The organism is Streptomyces sp. NRRL F-6676 (assembly GCF_000725625.1).
GTDB lineage: Bacteria > Actinomycetota > Actinomycetes > Streptomycetales > Streptomycetaceae > Streptomyces.
In genome coordinates this window covers 53,259-74,292 of the sequence record NZ_JOHS01000027.1, presented here as the reverse complement: position 1 = coordinate 74,292, position 21,034 = coordinate 53,259, and the positions used below count along the sequence as shown (strand labels likewise).

Below are 21,034 nucleotides of genomic sequence, written 5' to 3'. Positions count from 1 at the left end.
GATGGCGGCAGACGCCGATGAGTGCGAAGAAGCAGTAACAGCGAGGGACGACACCCCAACAAGGTAGACCGCGTCTCACCATGATCGTGTTACGAGCTCCAAGCAGGGCTGCGACCGCACCAGTGGGAAAGCTCCTGATTCCACAAGTTCTCGCTACTGCTCCCCCTGCCCTCAGCGGCCGCTGCGTCAGTACCGCAACGACGCCTTTGACCCGCGGGTATAGTGCTCCGGGTCACAGCAAACCAAGTCTGGCACGCATGATCCGACTGCAGTCTGTCGGGGATGCAAGGTAACCACCTTCGCTGCGGCGGTCTATCGAATACAAATGCTCTACCGCTCGAGTCCCTACCCGCTCCAGGGGATACTGCCGTGGGTGCGACCCGTCGGGCCGCACCCACGGCAGCACGACGTAGAGCCGTTGCGGACCGAGTCCGGTTACCGGTGGCATAACGGCTACACGTCATGCTCGATCAAGTGCGCGAAGCGGCAAGGACCCGAACGAGGCCGAGTTGGTTTCAGCGGCACGTGCCAACGTCATGCACTGCAGAACGCCAACCGGTCAGCTTCGAACGTTACGGACCAGCAGGTCGGTGAGCAGGCGGATGTCGTTGGGGGTGTTCTGCAGGCCGTTCCAGCGGCGCTGTTCTCCGTCGGGGAAGCGCCACATGCCCGAGGTCCAGGCAGTGACGGGCATCAGGCCCAGAACAGCGTTGCGTACGGAGTCGCAGTCGACCTCTTCGGCTTGCATGCCGTCGGTGAGGCTGTCCATGACGAAGCCCATGGCCTGGATGCCGGCGCCGTGGGTGAGGCGGGACTGGCGGGGCGGGAGTTTCCAGGCGTCGCTGAAGGTGTCCTTGACCATGGTCCAGAAGGAGCGCAGGTGCAGCAGCATGCGGTCGACGTCGCCGGAGCCATCTTCGGGGTTGCGGTACTGGTAGAGAGCGCCCTCGAAGAGGCTGTGCTCCAGCATGCGCAGGATGGCCGTGTCTTTGATGTTGCCGTCGGGTGAGGTCGGGCTCGCGATGCGGCCGTAAAAGGGGCCCTGGCCGTCGGTGTTGAGGCGGGTCATCAACTGGGCGGGTAGACGCTTGCGGGCGTAGGTGGGCGGGAGGTGGCCGCTGGTTTCGGGCAGGAGTTCGTGGATGAGGCCCTTGGGTAGCGGCTTGGTGGAGTTGACCAGGATGAATTGGGAACGCTGGTCGTCGTGGTTATCGGCGATGAACCCAACGGCGGCAACGGGGAATTCGACCAGGTCGGCATCGCGGATGGCGGCGCTGCGCTGCTGGCCGTCGACGATCAGGGCGGGCTTGTCCTCGTCAGGAAAGGACTCATCGACAGGGATGACCAGTTCCCCGGGGACGGAGTAAGCGACGCCGTCCTTGCGCCGTGCTCCGGTCTCGAAGCGAACGTTCTCGTCGAAGGCCAGGACCAGGGCGTTGGGGAGCATGGCGTTGTCGGACTCGAGGTAGCGGCGGATGCCACGGATGTGGCTGAGGACCTCGGGGCGCTGGTAGCCCTGGAGGTTGCTGTCGTCGTCGCGTCGGACGCGGGAGACGGCGGCGAAGCTGTGGAGTTTCTTGCCGTCAACGGCGAAACAGTAGATCTTTCTGTCACCCTGGCGCACTTCGAGCGCCGGGAGCCTGAGTTCGTAGCGGTCGGCCATTGCCTCTCCAGACATATCAAGAATCGAAAAGTGGGGGGTACCCGAAGGTGAGGGAGCGCATCTTGGCCTCGAGTACAGTCAGATTATGGAATCCGCGGCGCTTGTTGCGTTCACTTCCACGGAATATGGCAATCTCGATGCCGTGCTTCTCGCACAGGGCGCAGGGGCAGGACCGCCAGGGCGTGTCACTGAGGGTGCGCTCGTAGAGTTCGAGATAGCTCTTCTTCTTCGGGCCGAGCACGAGGGACTCGTACGCCTGGAGTGTGGTCAGAACGTCCTCAAGAGAGGTTTCCTCTCGGTCGAATTCCCGCAGTGCGCGCAGGCAGGCCCGTTCTGCGGTGATGGCCTCGGCCTGGGAGACGCTTCCGGAGAGGATAAGGCGTTTGAGTGCGGGGTTGCCGTCGACCTGGGGAACTCTAATGGCAGTGTAGGCACTGGTGGCGGTGTGGTAGTTATTGCGGTCGTCCATGAAGGCCTGGCGGAAGACCGAGGTGCTGTCGAAGCTGGTCACGCCGTGGCGGGCGAACTGCTCCATGCTGTCAACGCGATTGATGCCGAGCAGGTGTAGTTCGGTGTCGTGAGCGCGCACTTCATCAATGGCCCGCAGGCAGGCCAGGATCTCGTGGGACTTGAGAGGAACCATGCCACCGAGAGCAATACGCCGGTATCCCATTTTCTGTAGTTGCGAGACCGAGTGCGCGTAACTTTCAGGCCCCCATCCCTGAGCTGCGCCAACGGGTTGGAAGCGGGCGCCGTTCTTTTTGGTCGCGGCGAGAAAGTTCTCGGCGAGCTCCAGCGAGATCTGCTGGCGTTCCACCCACGCTGCTTCTGGTTCTGTATCAGATTCTTGAGGGATGTAGCCGAAGATGATGTGGTCGATACTGATGCCGGCGTCGAATCCGCAACGGCCGTAGAAATCGAGGACTTCATCGACCTCGTACGGGGGACGTTCTTCGTCAATGTAATTGAAGGCGCCACAGTCCCCGATGGTGGAGCAGGTTTCGGGAAGGCGGAAGAAGTTCCGCACACCCAGGCGGTAAAGTCGCTCGCGTTGCGGAGTGGAATATTTCCCTGCGCCTTTCATGGATCCATCGACAACAGCCTTGCTGACAAGGATCCCGTCATACGGGATCGGCGTCACGGCCTGGTGGGCGTAGACGTCGTCGCGCTGACGGACTCGGTAAGGCGAGTACTCATCGTTGACGAAATCATAGGTGGGGCTCACCAGGTCCTGGCTGTCAGGGAAATAGAATTTCACGCGGATTTTGCCTTTTCCTGCACATAGATACGGAGGAGGTAGTTCGACAGAGTGCTGATGTGACGCGGATTGTTCTGGAGTTCATTCCAGGGGATGTTCAGGTCGGGCCAGCGCCCCTTGGTCCAGTAGCAGTGCGGAGCAATCAGGGCGAGTTCGTCGCGTGCCTGCTGCAGTGCGTGGGGGGAGGCGGGGTCTATGGCCATCATCACGCGGTCCATCAGGCGACCCATGGAGCGGATGCCGACGCCGTGCATGAGGCGACTTCGGGTGGGCGGCAGGCCCCAGGCGTCAGGGAAGGTGTCACGTACCGCAGTCCAGTAGGTGATGAGGATCTGGCGGATGGTAGCGGTGTCCACGGTGTTATTGGAAAGGTTTTTATAGGGGAAGAAGGCTCCCGACGGGGAGTTGAGGGCCTCCTGAATAGCCGTGGTGAGACTGTTGTCGGTGACGACAGCGTCCGCTCTTTGCTCGGCGGTGGTGGAGGGACGGCGCACCAGTCCGCAAAACGGTGAGTCTTTGTCGTGGTTAAGGGCTTCGACCAGGACGGCGGGGAGTTTGCGGGCGGAGAGTTTGGTGGGCAAAGCGGTGCCGACCTCGGGGAGGAGTTCGGTGACCAGGTTGGTCGGCAGGGGCGAGACCGTGTTCACTCGCAGGAACTGGTCCCGCTGGGTTTCGAGATCTTCGGCAACGAAGCCGGCGATAGTGACGGCCAGGCGGGTGTTGCGGGTGCGGGTCAGAGCGAGGCTGCGCTGCTGGCCGTCGACAATCCAGGCAGGCCGGGGAGCGTCGGGAGAATCAGGCAGTGTGATCTCCAACGTGCCGGAAGTGCACAGGCCGTCACTGCTGCTGGGGCCGGGGCTCGATTTGAAGCGCACACTGGCGGGCAGGGCCATGATCAGGCCGTTGGGGAAGAGAACCTCGTCGCTGTCGAGGTATTCCAAGATCTGCCGTACGTGCTGCTTCTTCTCGGGGCGCTGGTAGCCGATAAGCTTACCGGCCTCGTCACGGGAGATCCGGGCGACATCGGCGACCTGATGGACCTCTTCTGCCGCCAACGTGAACACGTACAGCGGGATCGTAGGATGCTGCTCGATCCGCAGGGCTCGGCGTTTCAGCACGGTGGGAGTCATCAGCGGCCAATCGTTGATTCGTACAGGCCTGCGAAGCGCTTTTGTTCGCAGGCCATCCCCTTGTCTCGAAACAGGCGCAGCAGGCGGGTGCGGGAGGCGTCGGGATAGGTACTCTTCGCCTTTTCGATGAAGGCGATGACGGTCTCGTCCGCAACCGGTGTGCGGTCGTAGCGCTCGGGCCGGGCAGTCTGCGCGGCCCAGTCGTCCCAGCGCAACTGGGCGGCGGGGTCGGTGAGACGTCCGGGTGTGCAGTGCTCGAGCCAGGAAGCAGCCATGCGCACGTTGAGGCTGGTCAGGGTGCCGCCCAGGGCGTGGCGCAGGCCAGCGTTGGCGGGCACGCGCCGTATGCCCTCGATGTCGGTGGCGCCACCGATCAGGACGACGTCGGCGGCGGTATCAGCGAGGGCCAGCAGGTCGTGGTGCATGGCCTGGGCATAGGGCGCCGACAGCACGACGAGTGCGCGTCCTGCGGTGCCGGCGAGCTGGGGCAGGTTGTGGGTGTCGTCCAAGCGTTGCAGAAGATCCCACCACTGGGAGGTCTGGGCGCTGGAGGAAGCCACGGAATCTGCGTGCCGGGGCAGGAAAGTCGCGGCGTAGGCGGGGGCGGGGCTGGAGACTGGACGCAGGCCCAGGCCGGCTGAGGCTGCATACAGGCGGGGAGTAAAGCCTGCCTGGGATGCAGCGTGGGTGAGCGCGAGGGCACGTTTCCACTGGTCTCCCCGGTACAGGTCCTCCAGCGTCGTGTGCGGGCTCGATGTGGTGCGCAGACGGTGTGCCCACTCCTCGGCCCGTTGGGGCAGGTCGGCGGCGGTCAGAGTGCGGGCCTGCAGGTCTGCTGCGGGAGGAGACGCCTTCCGGTCCGTGCACGTGACCACGATGGGCAACTCGTTCACTGCGGCTCGACCCCTGGGTATCGGTAACTCGTTTGCTGTTGTGGTTACTGTAGCCGCTAGTTAAGGCGGTAGGCTGCCTCTGCCTCGGGTGAGGCAACTGGACTTCAGATAAGGGAGTGACAGCATGGACCGTCCCGCGATCGTGTTGCTGAGCGGCGGCCTGGACTCGACCACGGTGCTGGCCATTGCCAAGGACCAGGGGTTCGCTCCCTATGCGCTCAGCTTCCGCTACGGCCAGCGTCACAGCATTGAGTTGGAGGCCGCCAAGCGTGTGGCCGAGGCTCAGGGGGTGGCCCGGCACGTCATCGCCGACATCGATCTGCGGGTCTTCGGTGGCTCTGCTCTGACCGCCGACATCGAGGTTCCCAAGCACGAGTCGTTGGATGACGTCGAGGAGGACGGAGTGCCGATCACCTACGTGCCGGCCCGCAACACGATCTTCCTGTCGTTCGCACTGGCTTTCGCCGAGACCGTCGGTGCCAGCGACATCTTTACCGGAGTCACCGCCGTGGACTACAGCGGCTACCCCGACTGCCGCCCCGAGTACATGGACGCCTTTGCCACCATGGCGAACCTGGCGACCCGGGCGGGCGTGGAGGGCACCTCCCGGATGACGCTGCATTCCCCCCTGATCGCCCTGTCGAAGGCCGACATCGTGCGCGAGGGCCTCCGCCTGGGCGTGGACTACTCCCTCACCTCCTCCTGCTACGACCCCGATGACCAGGGCCAGGCATGTGGCAAGTGCGACACGTGCCTGCTGCGCCTGAAGGGCTTCGCTGAAGCCGGCGTCACCGACCCTGTCCGGTACCAGAGCGCCTGAACATGACCTATCTGATCAAAGAGATCTTCTACACCCTGCAGGGAGAAGGCAGCCACGCAGGGCGCCCGGCGGTCTTCTGCCGCTTTTCCCGCTGCAACCTGTGGACCGGCCGGGAGGTAGACCGCTCCCGCGCCATCTGCCAGTTCTGCGACACCGACTTCGTCGGCACCGACGGAGAAGGAGGTGGCCGGTTCCGCACTGCGGAAAATCTCACCGATGCCGTCGAGGCCGCTTGGCCCAGCACCGACCGTGCCCACCGGTTCGTGGTGTGTACCGGCGGCGAACCCCTGCTGCAGTTGGACGAGGGTGCCATCGCCGCCCTGCACGGCCGTGGCTTCGAAGTAGCAGTGGAAACCAATGGCACCCGACTGGCCCCCCACGGCATCGACTGGCTGTGCGTCAGCCCCAAGATCGGCTCTGACCTGGTCCTGACCAGCGGGGATGAACTGAAACTGGTCTACCCCCAGGCTGGCGGCGACCCGGCTCAGTTCGAGGGGCTCGACTTCCAGCACTTCCGACTGCAACCGCTGGATGACGCCCATCGTGAGGACCACACCCGCGCCGCTGTCGAGTACTGCATGAAGAACCCGCGCTGGACACTCTCTCTCCAAACGCACAAGTATCTGGGAATTCAGTAATGGAAATCTTTCGCGAGTTCACCTTCGAAGCAGCCCACCGTCTGCCGCGCGTGCCCGAGGGCCACAAGTGCGCCCGCCTCCACGGCCACTCCTACAAGGTCACCGTGCACGTGGAGGCACCCGTCGATCCGGAGGCTGGCTGGGTGATGGACTTCGGCGACATCAAGCAGGCTTTTAAGCCGATTGATGCACAACTCGACCACTACTACCTGAACGACATCGATGGTCTGGAAAACCCCACCAGCGAGAACCTGGCCCGCTGGATTTGGGACCGGTTGACCGCAGAACTCCCTGCTCTGTCGGCAATCACCGTGCGCGAGACCTGCACCTCCGGTTGCACCTACCGAGGTGAGTAGCAGGATGCACGACATCCAAAACGAGGTCGACCACCGCGGCGTAGCCATCGACGAAGTAGGGATCAGTGGCCTGCGTTATCCCGTCACGTTCGATGACGGCCATACGCGCCAACACGGTATCGCCGACATCAGCGTCACCGTCGGCCTGCAGGCCGACCGGCGCGGCACCCACATGAGCCGCATGATCGCCCTAGTGCACGAGGAGGTGGCCACCCTCGCCCCGCACGAATTGCCCATCGCCCTCAAACGAGGGCTCACTCTGCTCGAAGCCCCCACCTTGGCCATCGCACTGTCCCTGCCCGTCGCCACGGCCGTGACCGCACCCGCAAGCCAGCGGCAGTCGTGGCAAACCCACGACGTCACCATCACCGGCCGCATCACCGCCGACACTTGCACCGTCGCGACCACAGTGACCACCGACGTCACCAGTCTGTGCCCGTGCTCGAAGGCCATCTCCGACTACGGGGCCCACAACCAACGCAGCGAAGTCACCCTCACGGTCACTGGGACCGCCGACGCGCCCTACCCCTTGGCGATCCACGAAATCGTCGATCTGCTGCGCAGCGCCGGTTCTGCCCCCGTCCTGCCTCTCATCAAGCGGCCCGACGAACGCGTAGTCACTATGCAGGCTTACGACCATCCCGTTTTTGTCGAAGACATCATCCGCGACGTAAGCCTCGCATGCCGCGAAAAGAGTCTAAAGCATGCGATCCGGGCGAAGAATCTGGAAAGTATTCATAGCCACGACGCCATTGCCAGCCTGAGTTTCATTGGCTGAACCCACGCACGTGCCCCGCAACCCGTACAGCGGGCCACCACCCGCGACGCTGTCCGCCGTGCCCGCCATCGAGTGACCTGCTCGACTCCCTCAGCGCGGTATCGCCGACTGCCCCGTGCGGCTTGCACACTCCCGGAACCAGGCACTTACCCCAGCCCCACAGCACTGATCGACGTCTTAAAAGTGTCAGTGCCGTGCGCTGTACTGTCTGCACGTTCGTCCCACCGCCCGTTCGCCGCTGGAGCCGAGCGCAGCACCCCGCCACCGAGACAGAAAGTAGATCGTGAAGGCTCCCGCTCCTGCTGGTATCGCCACGCTCATCGCCTACATCGCCACTATCCCGGCCGCCAACTTGGCCGTCGCCCATTTCGGTGCAGTACCCGTCGGCCTCGGTTACGTGGCGCCTGCCGGCGTCTACCTCGTCGGCCTGGCGCTTGTCCTGCGCGACCTTGCAAGGGAGGCGGTCGGCCGAGGCGCCATTCTCGCCGCCATAGCCATCGGCACGGTCCTCTCCTACTTTCTCGCTGACCCCAGCCTCGCCACTGCATCAGCGGTCGCCTTCGCCGTCGCTGAAACCATGGACTTCGTCGTCTACGAACCCCTGCGCAAGCGAGGACTATTGGTCGCGATACTGGCCTCGAACGCCGTCGGACTTCTCGCTGACAGCCTCTTGTTCCTCCGCCTTGCCTTCGACTCCTTCAGTTACCTGCCTGGACAAATCCTCGGCAAAGCGTGGATGACCTTCGCAGCCGTCGTAATCCTGGCGCTCCTGCGCCGCCGTCACCGCGTTATCGCCTGAACGTCCCAATCTGTCACCTACGCATGGCAGGAAACCTCACCGCAATCGCCTTCGCTCAGACCTTGCGGGAGAAGGGTGCTCCCGGCGTTTGCGTCGTCACGGAGGCCCTGCAGTCGTAGGTGAGGGGCAACAACTTCGACGGAAGTGCGGCGAGTTGACCTACTTCTCGGTAACTCGCTACCGTCTCAGTAGCATTGAGGGGCCCCACTCCGGCTTACCGGAGTGGGGCCCCTTTTTTGTCCTCTTCTGCACAAGCAGGCGGTGTGGGCAGGGGCGTCACCGTCATCAGGTTCCTAGGCCGCGAGAGCGGCGACGCCCCACCACGAAGGGGTTACCCATGAACCACCAGCATGACACGTCCGTCAACGCGAGCCAGAGCAGTCAGGCCGGTCTCCAGGCCCAGGCTCGCCAGGCTGTTACTCCCCGGCACGTTCGCGTGTCCGTCGGCAAGCATTTCGACCTGACCGTCTCTCTGTCGGTGTCGCCAACCTTCCTCATGCTCCTGGCTGCGGCCGTCGGTGTCGCGGGCGGGAACTGCTGGTTCCTGCTCTGAGAGGAACCGCGGTTGAGCGCACGGCCTGGCGCAGCTAGCAGCACCAGACCATGGACCGTCCGTGGACAGCGTGAGCTCCACACACTGGTTTTGTCCGTGTGAACAGCGTCTTTACCGAAGCCTCAAGGGCCCTCCGGAGCCGTGTGCGCAGGTTTGAATCCTGCCGGGGGCACCTTGTAGTAGGTGCCCAAAGACTCCGTCCTCAGCGAGTTCGCTGAGGACGGAGTCTTTGCGTAGGTGCAGGCGAGTGCGGCCCGGAGCAGCCGTCTGCCAGTGATCACGTAATGACGACGTAATGATCTCGATGGGTATCACTGCAGGTCAACGATTGTCCCGGCGGGCGGTGGCTTGCACCGAGGTGGGCCCGCTGACACAAGATCGCCCTGTGTGTATCTGGACTCGGCGCCAACTCTGGTTCGGAGGGTTGCTCTGATCACGAGTTCCAGATCGGATCGTCCGGAGCAGGCCGCCCAGAGAAGCGCTGGAGAGGATCTCCGGTAAGTGAAAGCTGGCGGCGCGCTGTGGTGATGACGTTGTTCTGCGCTGCTACCACGTACGAACGCAGATCGAGCCAGCTCTCCTCGGGGGTCAAGCCACGCTTGACCATGGTGTGGAGCCGCCAGATCTGCTCATCGAGGGCGTGAACAGCTTCCGCAATGTCCTTACCAGCAACGAGGTTCACCATGCTCAAAGCCTCGTTCCACGGTCGCCAGTCGATAGTGGTGGCGCGTACGACACCCTGCGGCATGGAGGCAGGTCGACTGCTTTCCATCTCGCTGAGGCTTACGAGGACACTTGATGATTCGCGGAGCGCGCGTGCGCACGTTGCCGCCACCTGGTCACGAATCCAGTGTCTGTCTTGTGCCCTTCTACTCACCACACTCCCCGCGAAGACGCCGATCAGAGTGGTGGCAACCGCTCCAACAGATGCGGCAAGCGAACTCCACAGCGCGGACATGCCAGCCATTTTGACGGAACACGGCACAGACACACAGACGTTTCAACAGAGCGTTAGAGACCGGTGACAGGAGCCCACTTCCTCGAGCACCTGTGGTGCGCAGAGCGTCGGGCGCTGAGCAGTAAGACTGCTTCGACAACGAGGGTTGCAGACGAAAGCCCCGGATTCTCCGGGGCTCACATGCGACGGTCGCTCGAACCGCTTCACTGCTCCATTACGTCCTCCTCCTCGAGCCCGTGCATGATCCGGTCGTTCATCCCCTGCTCCTGGCCGTCGATGCACTTGGCGTAGATCTTCAGCAGAACATCCACCGAGTGGCCCGCGCGAGCGGCGGTCTCCAGGGCGGGCACGCCGGAGTTGAGCCGCTGGGAGTCGCCCACGTGGCGGAGGTCGTACGGCCAGCAGGCCAGGACCGGGGCCACCTGATCGGGAACGAGCTCCAGCTCCCGAACCTGCTTCCACGCCCGTGAGTACGACGAGGCCGCGATCACGTTGCCCCGCTCGCTGGAGAACAGCCGGCCGTCCGAACTCCTTCAGATGCTCACGCAGCAGCCGGACCAACGGAGGCGGAATCGGCACGATGCGCACCTCACCATGAGCCCGCTGCTTCAGGCCACGCCGGTCGTGCGCCTCCCCGAAGTCCGTCCACGCCTTACCGGCCGTGGGACGAGTCTCCGCCAGGAGATACGGCCCCAGCCCTGTGCCGGAACGTGCAGTCGGAGCGGCGAAGGCCGAGCGCTTCCCCTGGCCCCATGGCCGCGTAGTACAGCACCCGAAGAACGCCCGCAGCCGTCGGCCGCTCGCCCGGTCGTAGCCACCCACGTACGTGAGCGCAGTCAGCCACTCCCGTGCCTGCCGAGGATCCACGACCACCCGGCTGTCGACTTCCTGCACCGCCCTCTTGCCGCGCTTGCGCCGGACCCGGCTCAGCGGGTTGGATCGCAGATGTTCCAGCTCCACCGCGTATTCGAGGGCGTTGAAGATCACCGCGCGCCGACTCAGCGTGTCGACCACCTCATGCGCACGAGCGACCTCCTGCAGCTCCGCCACGGACAGAGACGCCCTTTCGATCCAGCGCACTGCCGCCGCGATCTCCTCCGGCCGTTCCCGCTCCCGGCGGGGAACCGGCAGGACGTACGAACGCAGCGCCCGCCGCAACACCTCGGAAGCGGGCCGTCCTCGCCCCGGTTTGACCAGGACGGAGACGACCGTCGCCAACGCGCCCTTCATGCTGTCCCGCTGCTTGGCCGATGCCTCAGCTCACCAGGCATCCACGTACTTCACCACCAGGTCCAGGGACGACAAAGCAGCTGGCCGCCGCGCAGCGAGTCGGGCAGGCCGGTCACGGTGTCGAACGGCTCGCCCTTGTCCGCCGCGCGCAGGAGCTTGGCCCGGAAACGGTGGGCCAGTGCCTTGGTCTTGTGCGACTCGTGGAACGGCTGACCGTCCACGGCCCAGCGAGCGAGGTGGGTCGGCTTCTTCGCCGAGCGGTTGACGCTGAGCTTCCAGACGACGACCTTGTACGACTTCACGACGCCACCCCCTCCCGCCCGCTCCTCCAACCACTCGTTGAGCACGTCCCGCCGGACCCTCAGCTCCCCGTTCGGGCTTCGACTCGCTCGACCCGCTCGAAGCGCTGCGTGCGCTGATCAACGACATGAAGGACAGTAAGGCCGACCATCTGTTGTAGGCCCGCCGTACGAGAACTGGGAGGCGCCCAGTGGGCGCCTCCCAGTTGCAGTCGGCGGCGAGGAAAGCGAGAGAACTTGTATCAGAGAAGAGTTGAGAAGGAAGCCCTTTCATGGCCTCGCCGTGGGTAACGCTAGCACTCAGGCCGGGATCAGGTCGCGCAGGTTTTCGAGGGTGATGATGCGGGAGTCCGGGTGCAGGCCCTCGGGGCGTTCGAGGCCGATGTACGTGACGGGCTCGTCCGGGGGGAGCGTGCCGTCCCACGCGTGCACGGTGGTCGTGTCGTCGGGCAGGAGGTCGATCAGGTGGCGCACCGTCAGCTGGTCGCGTTCCACGAGGGCGCGGACCACCTTGGAGACGGAGAGCTGGTTCTCCTCGACGCGGTTGGCCGACGAGATGCCCTTCAGGTACAGGTGCAGCCACTTCGCGCGCCACCGGCCGTCGTCGCCGCGCTGGAACGCCAGCGGCAGTGCGACCCGGCCCGTTCCGCGCAGGTCCGACTTCATCCGTACCGTGCGCGGTTCGAAGGGCCGGCCCTTCTGCTCGCCGTCGCGCAGCATGAAGCCGAAGAACGACTCCTCGACCTCCTCGAAGCCCTCGCCGGCGTAGATGTCGACCTGCGGGACGATGAAGGTGCTGCGTACCCGGCCGAGGGACAGGTTGATGAACTCCGAGGCGCCGTCGGGTGCTTCGGTGATGTCGCCCGAGTGCTCGCCGCCCACGGTCTTGAGGGACGTGTAGGAGAGCCAGGTGTCGGTGCTGTAGTCGGCGTCCAGGAGCAGGGCCGAGAGGTCGTAGTCGGTACGCGTCTTCGTCTGTTTCCAGTACACGAAGAAGCGCAGCTGGTCGCCGTCGACCGGGGAGGTCGATCCGCGCGGCAGTACGCCGAGTCCGGCCGCGGTGGCCCGGCCGCTGAGGGGGAGGGCGACGTCGAGGATCTCCGGGTCGAGGAGGAGGCGGCCGGGGGTCGGGAGCCGACGGCGTATCTCGGTGTCCAGGGCGGTGATCAGACGGTCGCGGTCGGCGTCCGGCAGCGGTGCCCGGAAGTCGGGGGCCACCCAGGCGCGGCCCCGGCGGTTGACGAAGATCCGGGGTTCGTCGGTCTCCCGTGCCCGGTTGTGGAAGTGCTCGCGCACCGACAGTACGACCCGGCCGGAGACCTGGGGGGCGGCCTCCACCGCGGCGGCCACCACCGCGTCCCGTTCCTTCTGGTCGGCGGCGATGCGCAGCAGGAGGTCCAGGGTGCGGAAGAGCTTGCCGGGGGCGGACTTCAGCAGCTTCACCGCGCCGAGGACGTCGAACTCGTCGAGGAGCTTCTCGAGCCGGCTGTCGAAGGACCGTGCCCGCTTCTCGCCGCGTGCGACCGCGAACACGTCGGCGGCGTGCGGCCAGCGCGGGTACTCGTGCGGGTGGAGGCGCTCGCCGAGCCGCTTGAAGGGCTCCCGGTGCGTGTGCACGTCGGCGAGCTTCGCGGGGTTCGCCGCGACGACGGCGTCGAGGCCCGCGAGCAGTGCCCTGCGCAGCGGGCGCGGCAGCGTCCGGAACCGGGTCGGTTCCTGGAGGGTCACGTCGCCGCCCGACAGTGCGCAGGCCAGCCGCAGTACATCGGTGACGGTGTCGAGGAGGAGGTCCGCGCCGACGCCGAGCCGCGCCTCGTTGACGACCGCCCGATTCTCCCGGACCGGGATCGCCTCCGGCTGCGGGCCGAGGGCGCACCGCGCGGCGAGGGTCTTGAGGTCGGTCAGGTCGTCCTCGCCCAGCGGGGTCGTGCTGCCGGCCAGGGCCAGGTAGAGGTCGGTGAGTTCGTCGTCCAGGTCGCGGCCGAGGTGCAGGACGGTGATCCGGTCGCCCGCCGAGGCGATCAGTTCGTCCTGTGCGGCGAGCATCTCCTCGTAGGTGTGCTGGTAGCGGCCGTAGGTGGGGAGGCTGAGCAGGTTCAGTGTGCCCCGCTCCAGCTGCTCCAGCTGGGTCAGCTGCTTCAGCTGCTTCAGCTGCTTCAGCTGCTTCAGCGTGTTCTCGCGCGACTTCTCGTCGCCGAGTGCCTTCGCCACGCACTCGGCCCAGAACTCCTCGGTGTCCGGCACGTTGGCCGGGAAGTCGATGAAGTACGCGTTGTGGCGAACGTGGTCGCCCACCATCTCGCCCACCGTGCGCAGCGTCCGCCGGGCGGTGTGCACGACGGCGGCCTCGGACAGCCGCGACAGCCGGTCCAGCAGCTCCGCCGAGAGCTTGAAGCCCACGGACGCCAGCGCCGCGTCGAACTGCCGTGCGGCGACGGCTCCTTCCCCAACGGCCCCTCCCCCAACGGTCCCTTCCCCAGCAGCCCTCTCCCCCACTGCCCTCTCGCCAACGGTCCCTTCTCCGGCGGAGCCAGTCGGAGTCACGAGGCGGTGGGTGTGCCGGAGGAGCAGCGATTCGAGATGGTGTGCCATTCGGGGATGGTCGCAGAGGTGTACGGGTCGGCGCACGGGTGTTTTCCGTGCGTGCTCCGACGCTGTGGCCGACCTTGTGGCACGGTCAGATCCGGTTTCCTGGGTGCCGAGCGTTCCAATAACTGACGACTGATATGCGCTGGTCCTCAAGACTCACGACCTCGCCGGGGAGCGCAGGGGCGAAGATGTCGACCGTTTCGGACTCTTCGTTCTGGGCGTCCGAGGGCAGTACGTACGCCAGCCGGCCGTCAGTGAACTGCCGCAACTGTCCGGAAGGGTGGACGTTGGGACGGGCACCCTGGCAGCAGAGCAGACGGCCCTCGCGTTCCAGTTGCCTCCGGAGCTGGGCGAGGCAGTCGAAATGGTCCGCCCCTCTGATGACGGTCCGGGAGCCATCATCGAGAAGCTCAATCAGACAGGCAGAGGGGGTGCTGATCCGGACGATGACGTCTCGCATGCCGCCGTCCGCGCCAACAGTCTGCAGGGACACCGTCTCGGCCCATTCCAGTGGAGAACTACTGCTACTGGGCTTCTCAGGCATTGGTGTGCCTCCGTGAGAGGGGAGGACGGCTTCCGCGATCTCGCGTACTCGGTCGTGGGTGATGCCGGTGCGTTGTTCGACGGCCAGGGGGTGGTCGGTGGGTTCCAGCTCGATGGACGGAAGCCGGCCGACTGGGCGAGTGTGGGCGTTCGTCTTCAGGTTGAGCGTGCTGGGCGAGTACGGAGCCAGCTCGGTGCTCAGCCAGCCGAAGTACGGTTTCCCGGTTTCACGGCCGGGGGTGGTCCACGTCTCCAGGGCACGAGCGAAGTTTTCCCGGCTCAGAGAGACCCAGACGCCCCAGGCGAAGGGGTCCTCACTGTCGAGCACCGGTATCTCTATCAAGCCCTTGATGAAGTAGTGCTGCCCCTTGATGACGCACTGGTCGGAGGAGAGCATGCTGTCCGGATCGTCCGCGAAGCTCTGGTCCCAGAAGTCTGGTGCCATGGTGGAGTAGCTCATCGGGAGCCGCGAGTGGTGCTGCCCGCAGCCTGAGCATGTGAAGCCGGGATCGTTGGTCATGGCTGGGACCTTAACCAGCCGTCGCCAACGGCAAGTCCGCCGGTCGCGACCGCGGTTCGTGTCGCCTGATGCGCCGCGTTCGAGCGGCGCTTCCGGTCATCGCAATCCGGGGCGTTCGGTCAGTGTGCCGTCCGGGTCGAGGGCGTAGAAGCGGGGCGTCGGCATGGTCTCGGCAGCTCCGTGCGGTGTGACTTCCTGGTTGGTGGGGGCGAGGGCATCCGGGGTTCGCACCAGGAATCCGTGCAGCTCGATGGCGTCCGTGGCGACGTCGTCCGGTGCGGGGAGGCCCTCCATGACGAAGCCGCAGAGTGCGCGTAGCGCATCCTCGCCCAAATCCAGGGGGTGGAACGGCAGAGGGTACGGCGTCTCCTCCTCGTCGGGCCAGGGCATGACGTCGGCCGGGCGGTCGCCGGACCAGTAGGGGAGCTCGAAGGGGAGCGGTTGGCCGATGTTCTCCATGACGCCGCTGTCCGGGGACAGGCTCAGGGAGCGGACGAGACGTCCGTCCTCCCATACGGCGAACGCGAGCCAGTCGACGACGCTGTGCATGGCGTGCAGGACGAGCCGTCGGCCGGCGCTCGCGGCCACGAGGTGCTCCGGGAGCCGGGACGGAAGGTCGATCATCAGCCGCTGATCGCCGATGACCTCGACGCCCGGCCAGCTCGCGGCGCAGACCCTGCCCTCCGGGGGGTACACGCCGTCCGGAAGGCTCGTACCCTCGCGCTCCTCGATCTCCCACCCCGGGTACAGCTGCCGCATCATCGCGGCCGTCCGGCCGTGGTCCGCCGCGCCGGCTCGCCTCAACCGTTCAGGTGCCTCACCGTCGGCGTACAGCAGCAGTCCCGTCTTGGCTCCCATGCTCTCCCCCTGCCTCCGCGTATTGCCTTGATGGCGCACGCACCATAGCCGCCCGCACTGACAACCACCCCGGTTTGCTTCGCCCACAGCTGGTTCGGCGCCCCCTGGACACCTGGCTGAACGCTCGTTTAGGATGCTGTACATGCGTTCAGTCGCCGCTGCTGAGGATCGGACCGCTCGGGCTGTCATTCGGGACGAAGCCCTGCGGTTGTTCGGCGAGCGTGGGGCCGATGTGGTCACCGTGCGGCAGATCGCCGAGGCCGCGGGGGTGTCGCCGGGGCTCGTTCTGCATCATTTCGGGTCCAAGGACGGGTTGCGGCAGGAGGTCGACCAGTACGTTCTTGAGGTGTTCGAGGGGATGTTGGGGGAGCTGGCCGGGGAGGGCGGGGCCGAGCTGGTCGATCCCGCCGCCTCCTCGGGGCTGCTGAGCGAGGTGTTCGGGCGGTATCTGCCCGACGGGTCGCCGCTGCCCGGTTATCTGCGCCGGCTGCTGCTCGGTGACTCCGAGGCCGGGCGGAAGCTCTTCCAGCGGTTGTTCCAGCTCAGCCGGGAGGCGCTGGACGGGCTCGTGGCCGCCGGGGTCGCCGTGCCCGGGCGGGACGCGGACGTGCGGGCCGCCTTTCTGCTCGCCAATGACCTCGCCGTCTTCCTGCTGCGCGACCGGCTCGCCGACGTCCTCGGCAGCGATCCGTTGTCCGCCGACGGCATGGCGCGTTGGGGGGCCGAGATGCTCGGCGTGTACGCGGGTGGGCTCGGCGCGTCGCCCCCGGAGGGTCCCGCCGAACAGTCCTAGGAGGTCTCGTATGTCCGACGGAACCGCGTCCGCGCCCGTGCTGCGCGCCCGTGACGTGCACAAGTCCTACGGGAAGCGGTCCGTGCTGCGCGGTGCCGAGCTGACCGTCGCGCCGGGGCAGCTCGTCGGCGTCGTCGGGGAGAACGGGGCCGGGAAATCCACCCTGTTGAAGATTCTCGCGGGGACCCTCTCCCCCGATCGTGGAGAGGTCTCCTTGACCGGTGCGCTCGGGTACTGCCCGCAGGAGCCCGTGCTCAATGCCGCGCTCACCGTCGAGCAGCATCTGCGGTACTTCGCCGCCGCCCATCGGTTGCCCGACCTGCGCAGGGGGCAGGAACTCCTGCGGCTCCTCGGGTACGAGCGGTATGCCGGGACCGTCGCCGGTGAGCTGTCCGGCGGTACCCGGCAGAAGCTCAATCTGACGCTCGCGCTGCTCCACGATCCCGATCTGCTGCTCCTCGACGAGCCCTATCAAGGGTTCGACTGGGAGACCTATCTGCGGTTCTGGGATCTCGTCGACGAGTTGCGCGGCGCTCACAAGGCCGTCGTCGTCATCACCCATCTCGTGTTCGAGCAGGACCGGTTCGATGTACTGGCCGATCTCGCGGACGGGCGGCTCGCGCCCCGGGGCGGGGCCTCCGTGGGGAAGGAGCGGCACGCGCATGCCTAGTGCGAACGGAGTCCGGCCCGCCCACGGGCAGTTCCCCACCGCGCTGCGGTTCTCCATCCGCGACCAGACCCGCAACCGGCTCGCCGGGCTGCTGCTCCTGCTGTTCGTGCCCGCCTGGTACCTGCTCATGGACGCCCTCGCCTCCGGCGAGACGCTGGACTTCAAGCTGTACTCCACCGGGGAGGTCCTGCACGTCGAGGGCGGCCGTCTCACCCTCATCACGGCGGGGCTCAACTCCCTCACGATGATCGCCGGGTTCGTCGTCTTCGACGCCGTCCGCAAGGCGCTCGCCTTCGACCGGCGGCTGGTGTTCGCCGGGTTCCGGCAGGCCACGCTCATCGGCGCCAAGACCCTCGCCGTCGCGGTGGTCGCCCTGTCGATCGCCCTCTACACCGCCGTCGCCATCCTGTTCTTCTGGCGTCCCTCGCCGGGCGGCTGGTGTGCCGTGCTCGCCGGGTTCACCGTCATCGCCCTCACCTACGGGGCCCTCGGGTTGCTCCTCGGTGTGCTCGTCAAGCGTGATCTGGAGGGGTTCTTCCTCATCATCATGGGTGCCCTGATGGACACCTTCCTTCAGAACCCGCTCGGCAATCCGCTCGCCAACAAGCCCGTCCTGCGGTGGTTCCCGTCCTTCGGTCCCATGCAGTTCGCGGCCGGCGGTGCCTTCGGGGACAGCGCCCTGTGGGGCCACCTCGGACTGGGGCTCGTCTGGGCCGCCTCGTTCACCGCGGTCGGGCTGGTGATCTTCCGGGTCCGGACGCGTCGGCGGGGCCGTCCGCACACCGGCTCCCGCGCCTCCGGCACCGCCGCCTCCCCCACCACCGTCACGGCCGAAAGGTGACCATGTCCCACGAAGCCCCCTCCCGTCGGCCCCAGCCCCCCACCGGATGGCGTCGGGTGGCGTTCCGCCTGCCCATCCGGCTGTACCGTGCGGGGCTCGGGCCGCTGCTCGGCAAGCGGTTCCTGCTGCTGCACCACACCGGGCGCAAGTCCGGGCTCGCCCGTCAGGTGGTGCTCGAAGTCGTGTCGTACGACAAGGAGAGGGACACCTGGACCGTCGCCTCCGGGTTCGGGCCGACGTCCGACTGGTACCAGAACGTGCGGCTACGGCCGGACGTCGCCCTCCAGTTCGGCCGGCGGCGGGTCGCCGTCACCGCGCACTTCCTCTCCGCCGCCGAGGGCGGTGACGTCATGGTCGACTACGCCCGCCGGCATCCGCGGGCCGCCCGCCGGCTGGCGCAGCTCATGGGGTTCCCCACGGACGGCAGCGAGGCCGCCTACCGGAAGATCGGTGAGGCGACCCCGTTCGTGCGGCTCGTTTCCTGACCAGCCGGTCGCATACCGACCAGCCAATCGAATATCGAATCTCGAACCGTCGGCCGAATGCTGAACGGCTACCCGAAGAGTCCGCTGCGTCCGCGCACCATCTCCGTCAGCGTCTCCTGGATGGTGTCGCGGACCTCGTCCGACAGCTTGTGGACGAACATGGGGTCATCGAGCGTCTCGGCCGAGTAGTGGTCGGTGCGGATCGGTTCGCCGAAGCGGATCGTCCACTTCGTCGGCAGCGGGACCGCGCCCAGCGGACCCAGCAGCGGGAACGCGGGCGTGATCGGGAAGTACGGCAGGCCCAGACGCCGGGCCAGCGGGCGCGCGTCGGCGAGCATCGGGTAGATCTCCTCGGCCCCGACGACGGAGCAGGGCACCAGGGGGCTCCCGGTGCGCAGCGCCAGGGCCGCGAAGCCGCCGCGGCCGAAGGGGCGCAGCCGGTACCGCTCGGCGAACGGCTTGCCGAGCCCCTTGTAGCCCTCGGGCATGACGCCGACCAGCTCGCCGCGTTCCAGCAGCCGCAGCGCGCCGTCCATGCGGGCGGCGGTGTGGCCGGCCTTGCGGGCCAGTGTGCGCAGCACGGGCAGCGCGAAGACCAGGTCGGCGGCGAGCAGCCGGAGTGCGCGGTGGGCGGGGTGGTGGTCGCGCAGGGCGACCTGGAGCATCAGCGCGTCCAGCGGCAGGGTGCCGGAGTGGTTGGCGACGACGAGGGCGCCGCCCTCGGCGGGTACGTGCTCCAGGCCCTCGACGTCGACACGGAAGTACCGCTCGTAGAGCCGCCGCAGGGGCGGCAGCAGGACGTCGTCGGTGAGTTCGGGGTCGTAGCCGAAGTCGTCCACGCCCCGGTCGTCGTCGAGGCAGCGGTCGAGGACGTCGCGGCCCCGGGCCAGGGTGAGCATGGCCTGGGCGACCGTTTCCATGAGCAGGTCACGGGGGCTCGTCCGGTTCTGGTCCCGGTTCTGGTCCCGGTTCCGGTACTCGTCCCGGTCCCGGTCCTCTTCCCGGGGCCCGCCGCTTCCTTCGTGCCCGGTCGCCTCGGCCATGGGCCGCTCCCCTTCCGTTCGCGGTGCGTGGGTCGTGGGGTTCGGGACGGGAGGCTACGAGCGGGCCTCGGCCAGGTCGTCCGTCCGGGGCTTGGGCTTGGCGGTGCGCCGGGCGCGGGTGCCGGTCGTGGCCTTGCCGGGCGTGGCCTCGTCCGCAGGCCCGGCCGGGGTCTCCTCCTCGCCCGCCCGCGTCTCCGCGCGAGCCGCCACCTCCGCGCGAGCCGCCGCCTCCGCCTTCAGCCGGTCCCGCATGTGCAGATACTTCGCGTTCATCTCGTCGACCGCGATGAACTTGTTCACCCCGCGCTCGCTCACCTTGGGCTCCTGCCGGAGCATGATGCCCACGTCCTGCGGGTCCTGGACGAGCCGCTCCATGAGCAGCGAGGCCCGCAGCACCCACGGCCGCAGCGGCTTGAAGGGGACCATGGCCCGCAGCATCGGGTACTCGTACAGCCGCATGATGGCCAGGGTGTTCTCGTCGTCGATGGGCGTGAGCCAGGTGGTGATCTCCAGCAGGCCGGTCTTGACGTGGGTCAGCCCGGGCGCCTGGTAGATCAGGTTGAAGTGGGAGGTGTTCTCCGGGTTGCCCTCCTCGCACTGGTCGAAGGTGGAGCGGATGGTGGTGCCGTCGACCTCGACCTTGTGGTTGACGATCCTGTTGGCGGCCAGATAGCGGTCGCGGCCGTCCGTCCAGAGCTTGCGCGCGGTGCCGTACATGAACGTGTAGTCGATGTTGTTCGTCCAGTGGTCCCGGTGGACGAAGGTCACGTGGTAGAACTCGAGCAGGCTTTCGATGTAGCGGGTGTAGTGGAGGGGCCGGGTCCACGAGATCGTCTCGTAGGGCCGGGAGTTGTCCACGAGTTCGGTCGGCAGTTCGATCGCCGGGAGTTCCTCGCGGTCGTCCCCCCACCACAGCCAGACCAGGCCGTGCTGCTCGCGCACGGGGTAGGTCCGCAGCTTGAGCGAGGCGGGGATGCGGGCGCCGGCGCCGAGCGCGGGCACCACCTTGCAGGTGCCCTCGGCGTCGAAGCGGAAGCCGTGGTACGGGCACTCGACGGTGTTGCCCTTGAGGCGGCCGTCGCCGATGTTGGCGCCCTTGTGCGGGCAACGCGCCGTCTGGCAGACGAGGTTGCCGTCCAGATCGCGCCAGAGGACGAGTTCCTCGCCCATGCGGCGCACCCCGGTGGGTTTGTCGCGTGCGAGGTCGCCGGTCTGGAGGATCGGGTACCACTGGTTGGGGATCATCGGGCTGTTCTCCTCTCGTCACCGCGCCGGGTGGACCGGGCGCGGTGTACTGATGGGCGGACGGGCACCGTG

Annotated in this window: 19 protein-coding genes and 2 pseudogenes; 10 read left to right on the top strand and 11 right to left on the bottom strand. The window is 66.6% G+C overall.

All coding sequences use genetic code 11. The features are described 5' to 3' along the window. Positions 1–559: 559 nt before the first annotated feature. The 4 genes from dbpB (IO29_RS18395) to IO29_RS18380 are packed head-to-tail and all read right to left on the bottom strand — an operon-like array spanning position 560 to position 4,944. Positions 560–1,663 carry a DGQHR domain-containing protein DpdB gene (dbpB, locus tag IO29_RS18395; RefSeq protein WP_030380583.1) on the bottom strand — a complete coding sequence of 368 codons (1,104 nt, stop codon included), beginning with the start codon at positions 1,661–1,663 and terminating at the stop codon, positions 560–562. A 16-nt stretch (positions 1,664–1,679) separates the two neighbouring features. Further along, positions 1,680–2,921, bottom strand: a complete 1,242-nt coding sequence (gene dpdA, locus IO29_RS18390; RefSeq protein ID WP_030380582.1) for a tRNA-guanine transglycosylase DpdA — start codon at positions 2,919–2,921, stop codon at positions 1,680–1,682. Beyond that, positions 2,918–4,051, bottom strand: coding sequence for a DGQHR domain-containing protein DpdB (dbpB, locus tag IO29_RS18385; RefSeq protein WP_030380581.1), 1,134 nt, complete (start codon positions 4,049–4,051; stop codon positions 2,918–2,920). The genes dpdA and dbpB (IO29_RS18385) overlap by 4 nt, the downstream gene beginning before the upstream one ends. Further along, the gene (locus IO29_RS18380) at positions 4,051–4,944 is read right to left on the bottom strand and encodes a hypothetical protein (RefSeq protein ID WP_030380580.1); all 894 of its coding nucleotides are present in this window, start codon (positions 4,942–4,944) and stop codon (positions 4,051–4,053) included. Before IO29_RS18380 ends, dbpB (IO29_RS18385) begins: the two co-directional genes overlap by 1 nt. Positions 4,945–5,068: 124 nt before the next feature. Between IO29_RS18380 and queC the strand changes: the two genes are divergently transcribed. From queC to IO29_RS18350, 6 genes are all read left to right on the top strand, one after another. Next, entirely contained in the window at positions 5,069–5,764 is a 696-nt protein-coding gene (gene queC, locus IO29_RS18375) for a 7-cyano-7-deazaguanine synthase QueC (protein ID WP_030380579.1), read from the top strand. A 2-nt stretch (positions 5,765–5,766) separates the two neighbouring features. After that, positions 5,767–6,402, top strand: coding sequence for a 7-carboxy-7-deazaguanine synthase (queE, locus tag IO29_RS18370; RefSeq protein ID WP_030380578.1), 636 nt, complete (start codon positions 5,767–5,769; stop codon positions 6,400–6,402). After that, the gene (queD, locus tag IO29_RS18365; protein ID WP_030380577.1) at positions 6,402–6,758 is read left to right on the top strand and encodes a 6-carboxytetrahydropterin synthase QueD; all 357 of its coding nucleotides are present in this window, start codon (positions 6,402–6,404) and stop codon (positions 6,756–6,758) included. The genes queE and queD overlap by 1 nt, the downstream gene beginning before the upstream one ends. Before the next feature lie 4 nt (positions 6,759–6,762). Next, the gene (locus tag IO29_RS18360) at positions 6,763–7,536 is read left to right on the top strand and encodes a GTP cyclohydrolase I FolE2 (RefSeq protein ID WP_030380576.1); all 774 of its coding nucleotides are present in this window, start codon (positions 6,763–6,765) and stop codon (positions 7,534–7,536) included. A 283-nt stretch (positions 7,537–7,819) separates the two neighbouring features. After that, positions 7,820–8,335 carry a VUT family protein gene (locus IO29_RS18355; RefSeq protein ID WP_030380575.1) on the top strand — a complete coding sequence of 172 codons (516 nt, stop codon included), beginning with the start codon at positions 7,820–7,822 and terminating at the stop codon, positions 8,333–8,335. 337 nt (positions 8,336–8,672) lie between these two features. Further along, positions 8,673–8,888 (top strand): hypothetical protein, encoded by a 216-nt coding sequence (locus tag IO29_RS18350; protein WP_030380574.1) that lies wholly within the window; start codon positions 8,673–8,675, stop codon positions 8,886–8,888. A gap of 433 nt (positions 8,889–9,321) precedes the next feature. On the opposite strand, the gene IO29_RS38570 is transcribed toward IO29_RS18350, so the two are convergent. From IO29_RS38570 to IO29_RS18325, 5 genes and pseudogenes are all read right to left on the bottom strand, one after another. Beyond that, complete coding sequence (locus tag IO29_RS38570) at positions 9,322–9,846, bottom strand: hypothetical protein (protein WP_158709356.1); 525 nt, start codon at positions 9,844–9,846, stop codon at positions 9,322–9,324. A gap of 203 nt (positions 9,847–10,049) precedes the next feature. Then, a pseudogene (locus IO29_RS40375) lies at positions 10,050–11,378 on the bottom strand (tyrosine-type recombinase/integrase). A 297-nt stretch (positions 11,379–11,675) separates the two neighbouring features. Further along, positions 11,676–13,967, bottom strand: coding sequence for a TerD family protein (locus IO29_RS18335; RefSeq protein ID WP_030380572.1), 2,292 nt, complete (start codon positions 13,965–13,967; stop codon positions 11,676–11,678). A 562-nt stretch (positions 13,968–14,529) separates the two neighbouring features. Continuing rightward, positions 14,530–14,967 (bottom strand): annotated as a pseudogene (locus IO29_RS18330) (DUF2199 domain-containing protein); the annotation flags it as partial. A gap of 156 nt (positions 14,968–15,123) precedes the next feature. Next, positions 15,124–15,885, bottom strand: a complete 762-nt coding sequence (locus IO29_RS18325; RefSeq protein WP_033225995.1) for a DUF6928 family protein — start codon at positions 15,883–15,885, stop codon at positions 15,124–15,126. Between the two features lie 133 nt (positions 15,886–16,018). On the opposite strand from IO29_RS18325, the gene IO29_RS18320 reads away from it, so the two are divergent. From IO29_RS18320 to IO29_RS18305, 4 genes are read left to right on the top strand one after another with little or no spacing between them, the layout of a single operon-like run. Further along, on the top strand, positions 16,019–16,678 hold the full coding sequence (locus tag IO29_RS18320) for a TetR/AcrR family transcriptional regulator (protein WP_267881991.1): 660 nt from the start codon (positions 16,019–16,021) through the stop codon (positions 16,676–16,678). Between the two features lie 10 nt (positions 16,679–16,688). Further along, positions 16,689–17,348, top strand: coding sequence for an ATP-binding cassette domain-containing protein (locus IO29_RS18315; protein ID WP_030380568.1), 660 nt, complete (start codon positions 16,689–16,691; stop codon positions 17,346–17,348). Then, a complete protein-coding gene (locus IO29_RS18310) occupies positions 17,341–18,189 on the top strand; it encodes a hypothetical protein (protein ID WP_051707765.1) in 849 nt (282 codons plus the stop codon). Before IO29_RS18315 ends, IO29_RS18310 begins: the two co-directional genes overlap by 8 nt. Before the next feature lie 2 nt (positions 18,190–18,191). Next, entirely contained in the window at positions 18,192–18,674 is a 483-nt protein-coding gene (locus IO29_RS18305) for a nitroreductase family deazaflavin-dependent oxidoreductase (protein WP_030380566.1), read from the top strand. Between the two features lie 68 nt (positions 18,675–18,742). Here IO29_RS18305 and IO29_RS18300 read toward each other — a convergent pair whose 3' ends face one another. Both IO29_RS18300 and IO29_RS40055 read right to left on the bottom strand, forming a co-directional pair. After that, positions 18,743–19,594 carry a lysophospholipid acyltransferase family protein gene (locus IO29_RS18300; protein ID WP_106969849.1) on the bottom strand — a complete coding sequence of 284 codons (852 nt, stop codon included), beginning with the start codon at positions 19,592–19,594 and terminating at the stop codon, positions 18,743–18,745. 177 nt (positions 19,595–19,771) lie between these two features. Continuing rightward, positions 19,772–20,962, bottom strand: a complete 1,191-nt coding sequence (locus IO29_RS40055; RefSeq protein ID WP_051707763.1) for an aromatic ring-hydroxylating oxygenase subunit alpha — start codon at positions 20,960–20,962, stop codon at positions 19,772–19,774. Positions 20,963–21,034 lie beyond the last annotated feature (72 nt).